Genomic DNA, 16,377 nt, shown 5'->3' with positions numbered 1-16,377 from the left:
CGCGACCGGCGACAACATGCTGCATGCTTGGCGCAGCACCGCAATTCCAGATCACGAAAGGGGGAATGACGATGGCACTGGTGTCGATCCGCAATCTGACCAAGTCCTACCAGCGCGGCCCCGAGCGGGTCGAGGTGCTGCACGGGGTCGATCTCGATATCGCCGAAGGCGATTTCTTCGCGCTGATGGGGCCTTCGGGCTCGGGCAAGACCACGCTGCTGAATCTGATCGGCGGGCTCGACACGCCCACTGGCGGCGAGATCGCCGTCAACGGCGAACGCATCGACCGCATGGGCGGCGGACAACTGTCGAGCTGGCGCAGCCGCAACGTCGGCTACGTGTTCCAGTTCTACAACCTGATGCCGGCGCTGACCGCGCAGAAGAACGTCGAGCTGCCGCTGCTGCTGACCAAGCTCTCGGGCGCGCAGCGCAAGCGCAACGCGCAGATCGCGTTGACCCTGGTCGGGCTGTCGGACCGCACCTCGCACAAGCCCAACGAGCTGTCGGGCGGTCAGCAGCAGCGCGTGGCGATCGCGCGCGCGATCGTCTCCGACCCGACGCTGCTGATCTGCGACGAGCCCACCGGCGATCTCGACCGGCAATCGGCCGAGGACATCCTGGGCCTGCTGCAGACACTCAACCGCGAACACGGCAAGACCATCGTCATGGTCACCCACGACCCGAAGGCCGCCGAGTACGCCAGCCACACGCTGCATCTGGACAAGGGCACGCTGGTCGGCGATCAAGCCGCAGCGGCTTGATCTGAAAGCCCTCCCCCGCGTGCGGGGGAGGGTTGGGTGGGGGCAAACGATCAGTTCGACGAAGAACACGCGCACGCATCGTGCGGGACGCACTTCTCCGCAATCCGATGCCTCGCCCCCATCCCGGCCTTCCCCCGCATGCGGGGGAAGGGGAAGCGCCGACTCGCTGCGACACCGAATTCCTGAACTCCACCGGCAGGACATCCCATGAAATACCTGCATCTGGTCTGGGCCGCGCTGATGCGCCGCAAGACCCGCACCGCACTCACCGTGGCGTCGATCGTCGCCGCCTTCCTGCTGTTCGGCCTGCTCGACGGCATCCGGGTGGCGTTCGCGCAGCTCGGCAAGAACGCCGACGGCGCGCAGCGGCTGCAGACAACGTCGCGGCTGTCGTTCATCGAGACGCTGCCCAAGGCACTGGGCAAACGCATCGAACTGGTCGACAACATCGAGGCGGTCACCTACGCCAGCTGGTTCGGCGGCACCTACCAGGGGCCGCGCAACCAGATTTTCAGCTTCGCGGTCGCGCCCAACTACCTCGACCTGTACCCTGAGATCGAGGTCTCGCAGGCCGAACGCGATGCGTTCGCGAGCACGCGCACCGGCATCCTGGTCGGCGAGAAGCTGATGCAACGCTTCGACTGGGAAGTCGGCGACCGCATCCCACTGCAGTCGTCGATCTTCCCCAACAGCGATGGCTCGATGAACTGGTCGTTCGACATCGTCGGCGTGCTGCGCAACCGTGCTGGCAAGCAGGGCGGCTTCAACGACCAGATGCTGCTGATGCACTACGACTACTACGCCGAGTCCACGCCGTACGTGGACAACGAGGTGGGCTGGTACGTCAGCCGGGTGTCGGACGTGCGCCGCGCCGATCGCGCGGCCAAGGCAATCGATGCGCTGTCGGCCAACTCGCCCCACGAGACCCGCACGATGACCGAAGGCGCGGCGATCGCCTTCCAGCTCAAGCAGATGGCCGACATCGGCATGATCGTCAGCGCGATCATGGGGGCGGTGTTCTTCACCCTGTTGTTGCTGACCGGCAACACGATGGCGCAGGCGGTGCGCGAACGCACCTCGGAACTGGCGGTGCTCAAGACCATCGGCTTTTCCAGCCCCAGCGTGCTGATGCTGGTGCTGGCCGAATCGATGGTGCTGGTGGTCTTCGGCGGCGTGCTCGGCCTGGGCCTGGCGGCGGCGGCCAGTGCGGTGCTCAACCTCGTGGCCGGCGACATGATCCGCCTGCCGGGGATCGAATGGCGCAGCTGGCTGCTGGGGCTGGGCCTGATGGCCGCGATCGGCCTGGTCGTCGGTGCGTTGCCGGCGCTGCGCGCGATGCGCCTGAACATCGTCGATGCCCTCGCGGGCCGCTGAGGAGACCGCTATGCATCCGTTGCTCAAAACCCTGTTGCAGAACGCCGGCCTGGTCGCGGCCCTTCTCGTCGCGCTCGTCGTCTGGATCCTGGCACCGTGGTACGTGCTGCTGGCTGCCGCACTTGCGGTTGCGCTGTGGATGATGCTCAGCCACGGCGGGCGCCAGGCGGCGTCGGTCAGCCAGGTCGGCATCAGCACGCTCGGCCAGCGGCTGGGCGCTTCATCGGTCGTGGTGATCGGGATCGCCGGCGTGGTCGCCGTCCTGGTCGCGCTGCTGTCGATGGCCGAGGGCTACCGGCAGACCGTCGGCGGCACCGGCGACGCCACGAGTGCGATCGTGCTGCGCGGCGGCTCGGTCGCCGAGGTGATGTCCACCCTCGACCGCGCGACGATCAGCACGGTCGTGCAGGCGCCGCAGATCGCCCGCAGCGCCGACGGTCGTCCGCTGGCCTCGCCCGAGCTCGTCGTCGCCGCAACGCTGCCGCTGCGCGGCGGCGCACCCGGCGAGGACGGCAGCGTGCAGGTCCGCGGCGTCGGCGACATGGCCTTCCAGGTACGGCCGAAACTGCGGATCGTCGAGGGTCGGATGTTCGAGACCGGCAAGCGCGAACTGGTGGTCGGCAAAGGCGCACGCAAGCAGTTCGCCGGGCTCGATCCGGGGCAGCCGGTCCGACTGGGCAGCGACACCTGGCAGGTGGTCGGTGCGTTTGAGGCGGGCGATGCCACCGACTCGGAGATCTGGGCCGATGCCGAGGTCGTCGCCACCACCTACCGCCGCGGTTCGACGCGTGCGTCGATCACCGCGCGACTGACCGATCCGGGCGCCTTCGCCGCCTTCAAGGCCGGCCTCGACGCCGATCCGCGCACCCAGGTCGAGGTCAGCACCACGCTGGACTACTTCGCCAAGCAGTCGGAGGGCATGTCCAAAGTGCTGCGCGTCATCGGCATCGTGGTGGGCTCGATCATGGCGGTCGGCGCGGTGTTCGGCGCGCTCAACACGATGTTCGCCACGGTCGCGGCGCGGGCGCGCGAGATCGCGACCCTGCGCGCGATCGGCTTCCGCGGCCTGCCGGTCGTGGTCGCGGTCATGCTCGAAACGATGCTGCTGGCGCTGCTGGGCGGACTGCTCGGCGGCGCGATCGCCTGGCTGTTGTTCGATGGCTACGGCGCATCGACGCTTGCCGGCGGCGTCGGCCAGACGACGTTCGAGTTCCGGGTCACGCCCACGCTGTTGTGGGGCGGGCTGAAATGGGCGCTGGCGATCGGCTTTGTCGGCGGCTTGTTCCCGGCGGTGCGTGCGGCGCAACTGCCGGTGACCACCGCGCTGCGCGCCGGATGAGCGGCGGCGACCCGGCCACGCTGTCGAACGCCGACCTGCAGCGCGAGATCCAGGCGCTGCAGGCCCGCGCGTTCGAATGCTACGAGGACGCCGCGCTGCAGGCCGAGGCTGCCCCCGACCGCGCCGAGGCCATCTACGCCCGCGCCGAACGCGAGACCGCGCCGTGGATCGAGCGCGCGAATGCGCTCAACACCGAGCGCGTCGCGCGCTACCGCCGACGCGCGGCGCGCTGGCGTCAGGCCGCGATCGCGATGGCGATCGTCGGCAGCGCCGTCGTCGCCTGGCTGGTGGCGACGCGCTAACACGACATCGCGCGACGGGGCGCACTCAGCGGTCGTGGTCCAGCAGGCCGTCGGCCTGCGCCTGCCGGACATCGTCGGGCGTGTCGAGATCGCGCTGCAACGTCGGCTGCCTCCAGTCGTAACAACGCGGCTTGCGGCAGCGCCGCGAGCGCTCGCCGGGTGCGGACGTCAGGGCGGCGGCGACCGCATCGCGATACCCGCCCAGCAGCACCACCAGCCGATCGGGCGCGGTGTCCGCCGCGAGCCGGACCGCACGGGAGACCAGCGGCTCGCCTGCACGACGCAGCAGTTGCTTGGGAAAACCCAGCCGCGTGCTGCCACCGGCGGCGAGCACGACGACAGCCTGGCCGGCCGTACTGCGCTGAACTGCGGCAGGGCCCACGACTGCATTCGCTTCGGCACTGGACATCGCGTCACTGTGTCAGAGCTCACGCCTCGGGGCCCCCGGATCGATGCGCTGAACGCGCACCGTCTGTCATGCCGTTGTCATCGGATTGCGATAGCGGTGCCGGCGACCGGTTCGCTAGTCTGCGCGGCCGTTGTCGATCCGGCCGTCCGATGCTCCGCCTCGCTACCCTGCTGCTCGCCTGCTTGCTGGTCGCCGGGTTCTCGTCGTGGCCGGGTCTGGCGGCATCGCTCGCCGCCCATCTGGTCACCCCCGACGGCGCCTCGCCGCTGCTGCCGCAGGCGCGCCTGGAGGCCGCTTACGCACGACTTCCGCACCGCAGCGGCTACGTGACCACCACCTCGGGCGTGGCGCTGTTCTGGCGCGCGCTCGATCCGGGCGACTACCGGATGGACTACGCCTGGACACGCCCGCCGGGCGAAGGCGCGCCCCTGGATGTGCACCTGGACTTCCAACCGCCGGTCGCGACCGGCGCCGCCACGCGCGGCACGGTGGTGCTGCTGCATGGCTGGATGATGGACGGTGGCTCGCTGCTGCCCTGGTCGCTGGCGCTGGCGCAGGCCGGCTACCGCACGATCACGCTGGACCTGCGCAACCACGGTCGCTCCGGCGCCGCGCCGTCGGGCTACGGCACGCGCGAGGCGGCCGATGTCGTCGATGCGGTCGCCGCCTTGCGCGCGAGCGGCGAGGTGGTCGGACCGCTGTCGCTGTTCGGCGTGTCCTATGGCGCAGCGACGGCGCTGTTCGCCGCGGCCGATCCAAGCCTGGCGGCACATCGCGTCGTGGCCTTGGCGTCGTTCGACAACGCCGGCGGCGCGATCCGCGCGATGGTGCCGCACATGCTCGCCGACGACACCGGGGACTGGCAGACGCGGCTCACACGACACTGGCTGCGCTGGCGGATCGATGCGGCGACGTTGGACACGGCGATCGCGCAGGCCGGCGCCAGGTTGGACCTGCCGCTGGACGAGGTCGACGTCGGCGCGGCGCTCGCCCGCGTGCCGGGCTGCGTGCTGCTGGTTCACGGTCGCGCCGATCAGCACGTGCCGGTCGCGCAGGGCCGCGCGCTGGCGGCCGCCGCGCCGCGGGCGCGCTATCTGGAACTGGCCGGCGAGGACCACCTCAGCCTGCCGATGCGGCTCGACCTGCTGTTGCCGACGGTCGTCGACTGGTTCGATGCGCCGGCGTGCCCTGCCAACGCGCGCCCCGCCAACGCGCGCACCGCGCGGGCCAGGGTTTGATGCCCGTGCTCAGGCCTGTTGCGCGACGATGCGCCGACGTGCCTGCAGGTAGCCGTCGACCGCGAAGACCGCAAGTCCGGCCCAGATGAAGGCGAACCCGGCGGCGCGATCGGTGCCGAACGGTTCGCCGAAGAAGAACACGCCCAGCAGCAGTTGCAGCGTCGGGCCGATGTACTGCATCAGCCCGACCACCGTCAGCGGTACGCGCCGCACCGCATAGGCGAAGCAGATCAGTGGAATCGCGGTCAGCGCGCCACCCATCACCAGCAGCACGTCGGTGACCCCGCCCCAGCGCAGCGAGAAGAAACCGCCACCGCCGCGCAGTTCCAGCCAGGCCAGCGCGACCAGCGCCGGCCCGAACACGAACAGGTTCTCCACCCCCAGGCCCTTGACCGCCTCGACCGCCGCGAACTTGCGGATCAGGCCGTACAGCGCGAACGAGCCCGCCAGACACAGCGCGATCCACGGGAAGCTGCCGTAGTTGAAGGTCAGCCACAGCACACCGCAAGCCGCCAGCACCACGGCGATCCACTGCGGCGGCGACAACCGCTCGCGCAAGAACAGCACGCCGATGACCACGTTGAGCAACGGGTTGATGAAGTAGCCCAGGCTCGCCTCGACCACGTGGCCGCTGTTGACCGCCCACACGTACAGGCTCCAGTTGCCGGCGATCAACACACCCGACATCGCCAGCATGCCGGCCAAGCGCGGCTGGGCGATGGTCTCGCGCAGCCAACCGCGTCCATGGCGCAGCGTCAGCCACGCGGCCACGAGGATCGCGCACCAGATCGCCCGGTGCAGCACGATCTGCAACGACGGCACCTCGCGCAGCAGATGCCAGTACATCGGCATCAGTCCCCACATCACGAAGGCCGCGGCGGCGATCCAGGTGCCGCGACGGGCCTGCACGGCGTCGTTCATGCCTCGTCTCCTGCGGCGACCGGTGCAGGCGCCTTGCGCGCACGGCCCAGCGTGATCGCCACGACCGCCGCCAGGATCACTGCCATCGCGCCCAGGTCGTGCGCGGTAAACCGCTCGGCGGCCAGCCAGGCACCCAGCACCACGGCGATCGCCGGATTGACGTAGGCGTAGCTGCTGGCCAGCGTCGGGCGCACGTTGTGCAGCAACCACACGTAGGCGGTGAAACCGACAATCGAGCCGAACGACGCCAGGTAGGCGAGCGCGAGATGCCCCTTGGGCGTGGGCGGCACGTCCAGCCGCTCCCCCAGCAGCAGCCCGGCGGCGAGGATCAGCACGCCACCGGCGAGCATCTGCGCGGCGGCGGCCATGAACGGCGACGGCAGGTCGCGGCCGCGGCTCCAGACAGACCCGAAGGCCCAGGCCAGCGGCGCGATCAGCAGCGCGACCAGGCCGGCGGGCGTCGAGGTCAACGAACTACCGGCGTTGAGCCACAGCACGCCGACGAAGCCGATCGCCAGGCCCGCCCATTCGATCGGGCCGGGCCGCTCGCCGCGCATGACCGAAAACAGCGCCACCCAGATCGGGACCGACGCCACCGCAACCGCAGCCATGCCCGACGACACGCTCTGCTCGGCAATGCAGACCATGCCGTTGCCCAGACCCAACAGCAGTACGCCCATCGCGATCACGTTCGGCCACTGGGCGCGCGTGGGCGCCGGCACGCCGCGCAGGCGCAACACCGCGTACATCAGCGCGCCGGCGGCGATGAAGCGCGAGCCGGCCATCAGCAGCGGCGGATAGCCGCCCTCAAGCGCGAAACGGATTGCCAGATAGGTCGAGCCCCAGACCACATAGACAGCCGTCAACGCCAGGCCGATGGCCAATATCGACGCCGGACGCGCACCGGACGCGTTGCTCATGGGGGCAGTTCCGAGAAGGGGGGCAGACCCGCATCAGCGGGCCGCAGATTCTACGCCGGGCGCACGTTGCATGGCTGGAATGGCGGTGTTGCACGGCGTGCCATCCACGCCCTGCGCGCGCCGGTGGCGCCCGCGCCCTGAACGCCCCCACGCGGCAACGGCAGCGTCAGGTATCCGCCTGATCGCGGTGCCGTGTCGCGCGGGCGAGCGCCCCTCCTCACAAGCGCCAAAACGAAAGCCGCCGCGACAAGGCGCGGCGGCTTTCCTGGCACGACTGTAACCGGAACTCAGCGTGCCCAGCGGCCGGGGCCGGTCGACTCAGGCAGCACCGAGGCCGAGAGCTTGCGGTCGTTGTTGAGCAGGCGCACGGCGTCGGCCAGGATCGCCGAGGCTTCGCGCAGCAACGGATCGGGCCGCTCTTCGGCCGCCTTTTCCAGGCGTGTCTGCTGCGCGATCGCACGCTCGCTCGCCTGCAGGCCATCGTCGTCCGAGTCCTCGGCAAGCGGGTCGAGCTCCAGGCCCAGCGCCTTGCGCTCTTCCTGGCGCTGCGCGCGCTTGGCGGTCTGGCGGTCGCGCTCGGCACGCCGCTCGGCCTCGTTGAGCGACACCCACTTCTTTTCGCGCTCGGCACGGAACTCGGCGATGTCCTCAGCCCACCACTGGAATTCCTTGTCGGTGGCGACGCGGGTGTCGTGGAGCTGTTCGAGCTGCGGCAGCAATTCGCCGAAGTTGCCGTACTGGGTGTGCGGCACAGCGGCGATGCGCGACCACGGCAGGGCGTTGTCGTAGGTGCTCTCGCCGAACTCGGTGGCATCCACCGTCACCGGGAAGTGGATGTCCGGCTCGACGCCCTTGTTCTGCGTGCTGCTGCCGCCGGGCAGGAAGAACTGCGCGATCGTCAGCTTGACTTGACCGTAGCGCTTGTTCTCGTTGGCCGGCCACCGGTCGAGATCGACCAGGTTCTGCACCGTGCCCTTGCCGAAAGTGGTCTCGCCGATGATCAGGCCACGCCCGTAGTCCTGGATGGCGCCGGCAACGATTTCCGAGGCCGAGGCCGAACCGCGGTTGATCAGCACGGCCAGCGGACCGTCCCAGGCGACGCCTGGCTCACGATCAGCCTGCACGCCGACGCGGCCGCCCGATTCGCGCACCTGCACCACCGGACCCTGGTCGATGAACAGGCCGGTCAATTCGACCGCTTCGTTCAACGATCCACCGCCGTTGTTGCGCAGATCCAGCACTACGCCGTCGACCTTGTCCTGCTTGAACTGCTCGAGCAGCCGCGCCACGTCGCGCGTCGCCGAGGCGTACTCGCCGTTGCGGCTGCGGCGGCCTTCAAAGTCCTGATAGAACGCCGGCAGCTTGATCACGCCGATGCGCTTGTCGACACCGCCTTCGGTTGCCGGCAACGTCAGCGTCTCGGCCTTCGCGGCCTGTTCCTCCAGGCGCACGCGAGCCCGGGTGAGGGTGATGCGCACCGGCTCACTGTCGAGCGTGGCCTCGGCGGGGATCACATCCAGGCGCACCTGCGTGTCCTTGGGGCCCTTGATCTTCTCGACGACGTCGTCGATGCGCCAACCGATCACATCCTCCATCGGCCCGTTGGTGCCCTGACCGACGCCGACGATGCGATCGCCGGGCTTGAAGCGGTTGCTCAGCGCCGCGGGGCCGCCGGCAATGACCTCGCGGATCACCACCACATCGTCCTGCTTCTGCAGCTGCGCACCGATGCCCTCGAGCGACAGCGACATGCTCTGGTTGAACAGGCGCGCGGCGCGCGGATTGAAATAGTCGGTGTGCGGGTCGATGACGCCGGTGTAGGCATTGAGGAAGCTGCTGAAGGCGTCCTCGTCGTTGTACGCTGCGACCGTGTTCCCTTGGTTGAGGTAGCGCCGATCGAGCGTCTTGCGGATCTCATCGGGCTGCTTGCCGGCCAGCTTCAGGCGCAGCCAGTCGTTGCGCACCGACTGCCGCCACAGCGCGTCGAGCTCGGCGCCGTCGGCCGCCCACGCGGCGTCCTTGCGGTCGTATTCCCAGCGGTCGTGGCCGCTGAAGTCGAAGATGTCCTGCGACAGCAGGTTGCGCGCCTGCGCGGTGCGCTCGGCGACCCGGGTCTTGAACAGCGTGAAGATCTCCAGCGCCGGGGCGATGTCGCCGTCGCGCACCGCCGCGCCCATCTTCGGCCGCAGCGCCTCGAAGCGCGTGATGTCCTGCTGGGTGAAGAACACCTTGCCCGGGTCCAGGTTCTCGAAGTAGCGGTCGAAGATCTCGCTCGACATGCCGGCATCGAGCGGACGCGGCCGGTAGGCGTAGCGGCTGTCGGACAGCAACCCGTAGACGAGCTTGGAGGCCGCGACCTGGTCCACGTTCGGCGTCACCGGGACCTCGGCGATGGCGTCGGGCCTGGCCATCAGCGCCAACGGCACCGCCAGCGCCAGGGCGATCAGTGAGCCGGAAACGACACGGGAAGCTTTCATTCGGTGTCCTGCGCTGCGGGTTCGGGAAATCATGGACAGGTCGTCGAGCCTGTCGCGTGAATAGACGTGATGACAGTGCCGAAAGTTGCATGTCCGATGCAAGCCGGACGCACGATCCGTTGTGTTGCGGACACGCTGCGCCCCGCCGTGGCCCGGCGTTCACGCGTTCGTCAGGCTCGGCCCCACGGGCCGAACATGGCTCAGGCGGCGACGCCGGCTTCCATCGCCTGGCGATCGGCGTGGTAGGACGAGCGCACCAGCGGACCGGAGGCAACGTGGCTGAAGCCCAGCGCCATGCCGTAGTCCTCGAGCGCCTTGAACTCGTCGGGCGTCCAGTAACGCAGCACCGGATGGTGATGCGCGGAAGGCTGCAGATACTGGCCGATGGTGACCATGTCCACGTCGTGCGCGCGCAGGTCGCGCAGCGTGCCCTGGACCTGCTCCATGGTCTCGCCCAGGCCGAGCATGATGCCCGACTTGGTCGACACCTCCGGGTGCTGGGCCTTGAACTTCTGCAGCAAGGTCAGCGACCACTGGTAGTCGGCGCCGGGCCGGACGTTGCGATACAGGTCCGGCACGGTCTCGACGTTGTGGTTGAACACGTCCGGCGGGTCGGTCCGCAGGATCTCCAGCGCGCGCTCCATGCGGCCCTTGCCGCGGAAGTCGGGCGTGAGGATCTCGATGCGGATGTGCGGCGACTGCGCGCGGACTTCGCGGATGCAGTCGACGAAATGCTGGGCCCCGCCGTCGCGCAGGTCGTCGCGGTCGACGGAGGTGATCACCACGTATTTCAGGCCCATGTCGGCGATTGTGTTCGCTAGGTTCCGCGGCTCCGAAGCATCCGGCGGCTTGGGCCGGCCGTGGGCGACGTCGCAGAAGGAACAGCGGCGGGTGCAGACCTCGCCCAGAATCATGAACGTCGCGGTGCCGTGGCCGAAGCACTCATGGATATTCGGGCAGCTGGCTTCTTCGCAGACCGTGACCAGCCGGTTCTCGCGTAGTTTCGACTTGAGCGCGGCGACCGCGCCGTTGGACGGGATGCGCACGCGGATCCACGAGGGCTTGCGCAGCACCGGCGCCTGCGCAAATTGCACTGGCGAACGGGCGATCTTGTCGCCGGCGACCTGCTTGACGCCGGTCTCCAGCGATGCTGGCGGCGCGGACACCACCTGCAGCGGAATCGATTTGTCGGCGGTCTGGGTCATGGCGAAGGCATTGCGCGGATCGGACGGCCATTGTAGGCCCCCGCCCCCGCAGTGTCTGCGGCAGGCGGGAGACGCTGCGTGTCAGCGAGGCGCCGCCGCCTCGGCAAGCGCCGGAGCCGGCGCGTCCGACAAGGCCAGACCGAACTGCTGCGCCAGGTGCGCCAGCAGTACCGGCGCGACCGTCTCCGTCGATGCGCTGCCGCCCAGGTCGGCCAGCGAGACCACCTGAAGGCCCTGGTAGCCGCAAGGATTGATCCGCTGGAACGGCTCGAGGTCCATCGCGACGTTGAATGCGAGGCCGTGAAAAGTGCGGCCCCGCCGCACACGGATGCCGAGCGCGGCGATCTTGGCGCCGGCGACATAGACGCCGGGGGCGCCCTCGCGGCGCACCGCTTCGATGTTCCATTCAGCCAGCGTGTCGATGACCGCCTGCTCGATCCGGCAGACGTATTCGCGCACGCCAACCTTCAGCCGGGGCAGGTCCAGCAGCGGATAGACCACCAGTTGGCCGGGGCCGTGATAAGTCACCTGCCCCCCGCGATCGACCTGCACGACCGGGATATCGCCCGGCGCCAGCACGTGCTCGGGCTTGCCGGCCTGGCCGAGGGTGAACACCGGGTCGTGCTCGACGACCCACAGTTCGTCGTCGGTGCTCGCGTCGCGGGCATCGGTGAAGCGCTGCATCGCGTGCCAGACCGGGATATAGGCCTGGCGCCCGAGCCGGCGCACGGACGCGGGTAGCAGCGGCAAGGACGCGTCGGTCATCCCCGCCCTCCCGCGAACGCCGGCACCAGGCCGCCCTGCGGCACGGACGCCCCGTCCAGGAACGCGCACAGGGTTCGGGCGACCGGGTCGCGGCCGGCCCGCTCGAGTTGGGCCAGCGCGCGGTGGTCGGTCTGGAGCCCGGCGAACGCCGGCGCCTCGCCGTCCTCCGGCGGCGCCTCGGCCCAGGCCATCGGCCAGTCCGGCAGCAGCGGGGCGGCGCGCTCGGCGCGCACCAGCAGGCGGACCTCGCAATGCCGGGGGTCGGCAGCGATGCGCGCGAACAACGCATCAACCACGGGGGCCGGACCCTCCAGCAACTGCATGAACAGCCCGTCGCGCAGCGCCAGCAGCCCGCCGACGCCGCGTGGTGCATTGGCCTGGCGGGCATGCTGCAACAGCGCGCGCATGTCGAACGCAGTGAACTCGTACAGCTGCCCGCTGCGATAGAGCAACTGCCGATTCACGCGCTGGACGCCCTGCAGCTGGATTGCGGGCGGGTCACAGCGTCCACTTGACCTCGGGATGCGCGCGCAGCGCCTCGTGCGCCGCGTCGTATTGCGCACGCGTATCGGCGCGGATGCTCAGGCGCACGGACACGTAGCGCCCGCCGCTCGACGCGCGGGTGTTCACCGTCTCGTGCAACACGGCGACGCCTGCATCGCCGAGCAGCCGGGGCAGTTCGGTCTCCAGACCGGCATCGGCGGCGCCCATCGCGGTGAGCTCGAACACGCCCGGGAACTGGAAGCCGTGCTCGGGATTGTCTGATTTGATGTCCATCGACGGATTATCGGGGCTGCTGCCGCCGAACCCAAGTGATCGCGGCGCGAGCCCCGGTTTTATCCGGTTTCGAAGCAAAAAAGGCCGGCATTCGCCGGCCTCTTTAGCGATCAAGTGGACTCAGGAGTTCCACCACATCAAGAATTCGTGCCACAGCCGCTTGAAGAAGCCGGCCTCCTCGACCGCCTCGAGCGCGACCAGTGGTCGCTGCGCAATGACCTTGCCGTCGAGGACGACGCGCACGGTGCCGATCTGCTGGCCTTTCTCGATCGGCGCGACCAGGGTCTCGGGGATGTCCATCGACGGCTTGAGCTGTGCGTACTTGCCGCGCGGCATGCTGACCAGCATCGGCTCAGCCACGCCCAACTGCACCTCGTCGGTCTTGCCCTTCCAGACCTTCTGCGTCGAAACCGCCTTGTCGGCGTCGTAAACCGCGTGGGTTTCGAAGAAGCGGAACCCCCAGTTGAGCAACGCCAGCGAATCGGTGGCACGCTGGGCCTCGCTGCTCGAGCCCATGACGACCGAGATCAGCCGCTGGTCGCCGCGCAGCGCCGAAGCCATCAGGCAGTAGCCGGCGCCGGAGTGGTGACCGGTCTTGATGCCGTCCACGCTGTCATCACGCCACAGCAGCCGGTTGCGGTTGTGCTGGGTGATCGGCCCGACGGTGAACTCCTTGATCTTGTTGTGCGCGTACTCCTCGGGATAGTCGCGCACCATCGCGCGGCCCAGGATCGCCAGGTCGTGTGCGGTCGAGTAATGCTCGGGGCCGGACAGGCCGGTGGCATTGGTGAAGTGGGTGTTCTTCATGCCGATGCGTTCGGCGTAGGCGTTCATCAGCTGCGCGAACGCTTCCTCAGTGCCGGCCACGTGCTCGGCCAGCGCGATCGCGGCATCGTTGCCCGACTGCACGACCATGCCGATCTCCATATCCAGCAGCGGCGCGCGCTGGTTCACCGGGAAACCACTGTAGCTTCCATCGGTGCCTGCGCCGCCCTTGCGCCAGGCGTTCTCGCTCATCAGCACCTGGTCGTCCGGCTTGACCTTGCCGGCGGCCATCTCGGCGGCAATCACGTAGCTGGTCATCACCTTGGTGATGCTGGCCGGCTCCACGCGCTGGTCGACATTCTCGCCGGCCAGCACCTGACCGGTCGCATAGTCCATCAGCACCCAGGCCGTGCCGGTCACCTCCGGCGGTGGGGGCGTGGGCAGCGCATCGCTGAGTGCAGCGCCCCCTTGGGCGCCGGCGGCCGGCGCAGGCGCCGGCGCTGGTGTCGGCCGCGGCGCGGGGTCCCGGGCGACCGCAAGGCCGACCACCGCGGTGGCCATGGCGGCCAGCAGCATGCGCGAAACGACGACAGGCACTTTCATCTGCTACGGAACTCCGGAATGCTCGCCGCGAGGGCAGGCGGGGAAAATGGAAGAAAACTCAGTCGCGCACGACGGTCGGCGCACCGAAGCCGAGCCTGGCGACACGCGAGGTCATCTCGGCGACACGCGCAGCCTCAACCGGGCCCACGCGCAGGCGCCAGACCGGCTTGCCGGCGGCGGTGCCGTCTTCGAGCTGGGCTGCGCCGATGCCGGCGCCGCGCAGCGTGGCGAGCGCCCGTTCGGCATTGGCCCGGGCACCGAACGCCGCGACCTGCAGCGTAACCCCACCGGACACCGGCGCAACCGCCGGACGCGTGGGCATGGGCACCGGCGCGGCGGCGGCCGGGATCGGCGCCGCAGCAGGAACAGTCGCGGCCGCAACCGCCCCATTGATCGGCACCTGACGCCCGTTCTCGAGCTTGAGCCCGCGCGCGGCGAGCCAGGCATCGAAATCGTCGGCAGTCATGACCTTGCCGTTCTGGTACATGTTGAACCGCCCGTCCGCCGCGCTGGGCTGCGGCAGCGGCGCGGGGCGCTCGCCGGCGCGTGCGCTGGCGATCGGCAGGGCCTCGACGATGGCATCGATCGTGCTCGTCGCCTGCGACGGCGCCGGACGGGTTGCCGCCGCGGCGACCGTGGCAGCGGGTGCGGAGGCCGGTGCCGCGGTCGGCGACGCCTGCGCGACGGCGCGGTAGTCGTGCCGGGCGTTCTCGCCCGGGCTCAGCGCGCGGACTTCGACCCGGCCGGTGCCGGCCGGATGGATGCCGATCTTGACCGCGGCGGCATAGCTCAGGTCGACCACGCGACCGTCGTGGAACGGGCCGCGGTCGTTGACCCGCACCACCACCGACTGCCCGGTGTCGAGGTTGGTCACGCGCGCGAAGCTGGGCAGCGGCAGCGACTTGTGCGCCGCGGTGAACGCGTACATGTCGTAGACCTCGCGATTGGAGGTCAGTCGGCCATGGAACTTGGCACCGTAGTACGAGGCGGTGCCGGTCTCGACGAATTCGCTGTGGTCGTCGAGCACGCGATAGGTCTTGCCGAGCACCTGGTAGGGGCTGCGGTTGCCGATCTCCGAACGCGGCAGGTCGACGACCTCCGGCTCGGGAATCGCATCGACGTTGGGCAGGTAGTCGGGCAGGCTGTCGGGGACGCCGGGCCGGTAGAGGCCGCCTGCAGTGTAGTGCCCACGGGTCCGGGGGTCCTCCTTCGCCGGCGCATACGGCGAGGCCCGACGTGCGCCATGCGCGGACGATGCGGTGCCTGCCGGCGTGCCGACCCGCTCGCCGCCGGACGCGGCGGCCGGTTTCTTGGGCGCGCCCGCACAGCCGGCGAGCATCAGCAGGGCGGCCGCCGGCAGCAGCCAGCGAATCACGGGCCGACCCCCGCCCGGATCGCCTGCGCCAGCTGGTGCACCGACAGCGAGTACATCGGCGAGCGGTTGTAGCGGGTGATCACGTAGAAGTTGCGGTAGGCCAGCCAGTACTCGGTGCCCGCCTCACCTTCCAGCGTCAGCAGTGTGCCGCCCTCGGCGGTGGGTTCGCCGGGGCGCGGCGTATAGCCGCGCGCGGCGAGATCGGCCAGCGGATACACCGGCTCCCAGTTCTCGGGCTTGAAGTCGGCGGCGCCGTCGGCGCGCTGGGCGCGCGCGACCACCGGCCCGCCGCGCTGCCAGCCGTGGACGACGAAGTAGTTGGCGATCGAGGCGAACACGTCAGGCTTGTGGGTCAGCAGGTCGCGACGGCCGTCGCCATCGCCGTCCTTGGCCCACAGCCGATAGCTCGACGGCATGAACTGGCCCATGCCCATCGCACCGGCATAGCTGCCCTTGAGCTCGCCGATCTCAAGCTGCGGCTCGGCCTTCTGTAACGCGAACAGCTGCGCCAGCTCGCCAGCGAAGAACGGCGCGCGCGGCGGGTAATCGAACGCCAGGGTGTAGAGCGCGTCGAGCACTTTCCAACTGCCGGTCACCCGGCCGTAGCTGGTTTCCACACCGATGATCGCGACGATGTACTCGGCCGGCACGCCGCTGTCGGCGGCCACGCGCTCGAGCGCTTCGCGGTTCTCGCGGTAGAAGGCCACGCCGCCATCGATGCGCGCCGGGTTGATGAAGATCGGCCGGTAATCGCGCCAGGGCCGTACGGCTTCGGCGGGTCGGCTGATCGCATCGAGGATCTTCTGCTGGACCTGGGCCTGCGCCAGCGTGGTGCGGATGCGCGTCGGGTCGACCCCGTAGGTCGTCGCCGTGTACTGGACGAAATTCTCCACGCGCTGTGCGCGAGGAATCGCCGGATCGGTCACCGATGGCGGCGCGGCCGGTCGTTCCGGCGGCTGCGGCACCGAGGGCAGCAGCGCGCCTTGCGGGCGTCCGGGCTCGGCCAGCGGCGTGACCGCGCGATAGTCGTCGGCCTGGGCATCGGCATGATTGGCAGGCGTCGCGCATGCCGCCAGTGCGAATGGCAGCGCGGCCAAAGAGAGTCGGAAGAAAGGACGTCGGCTCATCGGCGGCGAGGGTAGCACG

General features: G+C 69.5%; 16 protein-coding genes. 5 read left to right on the top strand and 11 right to left on the bottom strand.

All coding sequences use genetic code 11. The features are described 5' to 3' along the window. Window positions 1–65: 65 nt before the first annotated feature. The 4 genes from MNO14_RS02370 to MNO14_RS02355 all read left to right on the top strand — a co-directional run bounded on the left by MNO14_RS02370 (window position 66) and on the right by MNO14_RS02355 (window position 3,776). On the top strand, window positions 66–761 hold the full coding sequence (locus MNO14_RS02370) for an ABC transporter ATP-binding protein (protein WP_241945209.1): 696 nt from the start codon (window positions 66–68) through the stop codon (window positions 759–761). A gap of 207 nt (window positions 762–968) precedes the next feature. Further along, on the top strand, window positions 969–2,135 hold the full coding sequence (locus tag MNO14_RS02365; RefSeq protein ID WP_241945208.1) for an ABC transporter permease: 1,167 nt from the start codon (window positions 969–971) through the stop codon (window positions 2,133–2,135). A 10-nt stretch (window positions 2,136–2,145) separates the two neighbouring features. Beyond that, the gene (locus MNO14_RS02360) at window positions 2,146–3,474 is read left to right on the top strand and encodes an ABC transporter permease (protein WP_241945207.1); all 1,329 of its coding nucleotides are present in this window, start codon (window positions 2,146–2,148) and stop codon (window positions 3,472–3,474) included. Then, window positions 3,471–3,776, top strand: a complete 306-nt coding sequence (locus MNO14_RS02355) for a hypothetical protein (protein WP_241945206.1) — start codon at window positions 3,471–3,473, stop codon at window positions 3,774–3,776. The genes MNO14_RS02360 and MNO14_RS02355 overlap by 4 nt, the downstream gene beginning before the upstream one ends. A gap of 25 nt (window positions 3,777–3,801) precedes the next feature. Here MNO14_RS02355 and MNO14_RS02350 read toward each other — a convergent pair whose 3' ends face one another. Further along, on the bottom strand, window positions 3,802–4,185 hold the full coding sequence (locus MNO14_RS02350; RefSeq protein ID WP_241945205.1) for an NTP transferase domain-containing protein: 384 nt from the start codon (window positions 4,183–4,185) through the stop codon (window positions 3,802–3,804). A 149-nt stretch (window positions 4,186–4,334) separates the two neighbouring features. Between MNO14_RS02350 and MNO14_RS02345 the strand changes: the two genes are divergently transcribed. Further along, window positions 4,335–5,423, top strand: a complete 1,089-nt coding sequence (locus MNO14_RS02345; protein ID WP_241945204.1) for an alpha/beta fold hydrolase — start codon at window positions 4,335–4,337, stop codon at window positions 5,421–5,423. A 9-nt stretch (window positions 5,424–5,432) separates the two neighbouring features. On the opposite strand, the gene rarD is transcribed toward MNO14_RS02345, so the two are convergent. From rarD to mltB, 10 genes are all read right to left on the bottom strand, one after another. Further along, a complete protein-coding gene (gene rarD / locus MNO14_RS02340) occupies window positions 5,433–6,344 on the bottom strand; it encodes an EamA family transporter RarD (protein WP_241945203.1) in 912 nt (303 codons plus the stop codon). After that, window positions 6,341–7,264 carry a drug/metabolite exporter YedA gene (gene yedA, locus MNO14_RS02335; RefSeq protein ID WP_241945202.1) on the bottom strand — a complete coding sequence of 308 codons (924 nt, stop codon included), beginning with the start codon at window positions 7,262–7,264 and terminating at the stop codon, window positions 6,341–6,343. Before yedA ends, rarD begins: the two co-directional genes overlap by 4 nt. A gap of 287 nt (window positions 7,265–7,551) precedes the next feature. Next, window positions 7,552–9,741 carry a carboxy terminal-processing peptidase gene (locus MNO14_RS02330; RefSeq protein WP_241945201.1) on the bottom strand — a complete coding sequence of 730 codons (2,190 nt, stop codon included), beginning with the start codon at window positions 9,739–9,741 and terminating at the stop codon, window positions 7,552–7,554. Between the two features lie 200 nt (window positions 9,742–9,941). After that, entirely contained in the window at window positions 9,942–10,946 is a 1,005-nt protein-coding gene (gene lipA, locus MNO14_RS02325) for a lipoyl synthase (RefSeq protein ID WP_241945200.1), read from the bottom strand. A gap of 81 nt (window positions 10,947–11,027) precedes the next feature. Then, window positions 11,028–11,711: a lipoyl(octanoyl) transferase LipB gene (gene lipB, locus MNO14_RS02320; RefSeq protein WP_241945199.1), complete on the bottom strand. Its 684-nt coding sequence runs from the start codon at window positions 11,709–11,711 to the stop codon at window positions 11,028–11,030. Continuing rightward, a complete protein-coding gene (locus MNO14_RS02315) occupies window positions 11,708–12,175 on the bottom strand; it encodes a BLUF domain-containing protein (RefSeq protein WP_241945198.1) in 468 nt (155 codons plus the stop codon). The genes lipB and MNO14_RS02315 overlap by 4 nt, the downstream gene beginning before the upstream one ends. Window positions 12,176–12,209: 34 nt before the next feature. Further along, entirely contained in the window at window positions 12,210–12,488 is a 279-nt protein-coding gene (locus MNO14_RS02310) for a DUF493 family protein (protein WP_241945197.1), read from the bottom strand. Between the two features lie 120 nt (window positions 12,489–12,608). Next, window positions 12,609–13,829 carry a D-alanyl-D-alanine carboxypeptidase family protein gene (locus MNO14_RS02305; protein WP_241946235.1) on the bottom strand — a complete coding sequence of 407 codons (1,221 nt, stop codon included), beginning with the start codon at window positions 13,827–13,829 and terminating at the stop codon, window positions 12,609–12,611. An 85-nt stretch (window positions 13,830–13,914) separates the two neighbouring features. Further along, window positions 13,915–15,195 (bottom strand): septal ring lytic transglycosylase RlpA family protein, encoded by a 1,281-nt coding sequence (locus MNO14_RS02300; RefSeq protein ID WP_241946234.1) that lies wholly within the window; start codon window positions 15,193–15,195, stop codon window positions 13,915–13,917. Between the two features lie 32 nt (window positions 15,196–15,227). After that, window positions 15,228–16,358 (bottom strand): lytic murein transglycosylase B, encoded by a 1,131-nt coding sequence (mltB, locus tag MNO14_RS02295; protein WP_241945196.1) that lies wholly within the window; start codon window positions 16,356–16,358, stop codon window positions 15,228–15,230. Window positions 16,359–16,377: the final 19 nt, after the last annotated feature.

Origin of the sequence: Luteimonas sp. S4-F44, assembly GCF_022637415.1 — a bacterium.
In the GTDB taxonomy this organism is placed as follows: domain Bacteria; phylum Pseudomonadota; class Gammaproteobacteria; order Xanthomonadales; family Xanthomonadaceae; genus Luteimonas.
The sequence above is the reverse complement of the archived record's forward strand: the minus strand, read 5'-3'. Positions and strand labels throughout refer to the sequence as shown.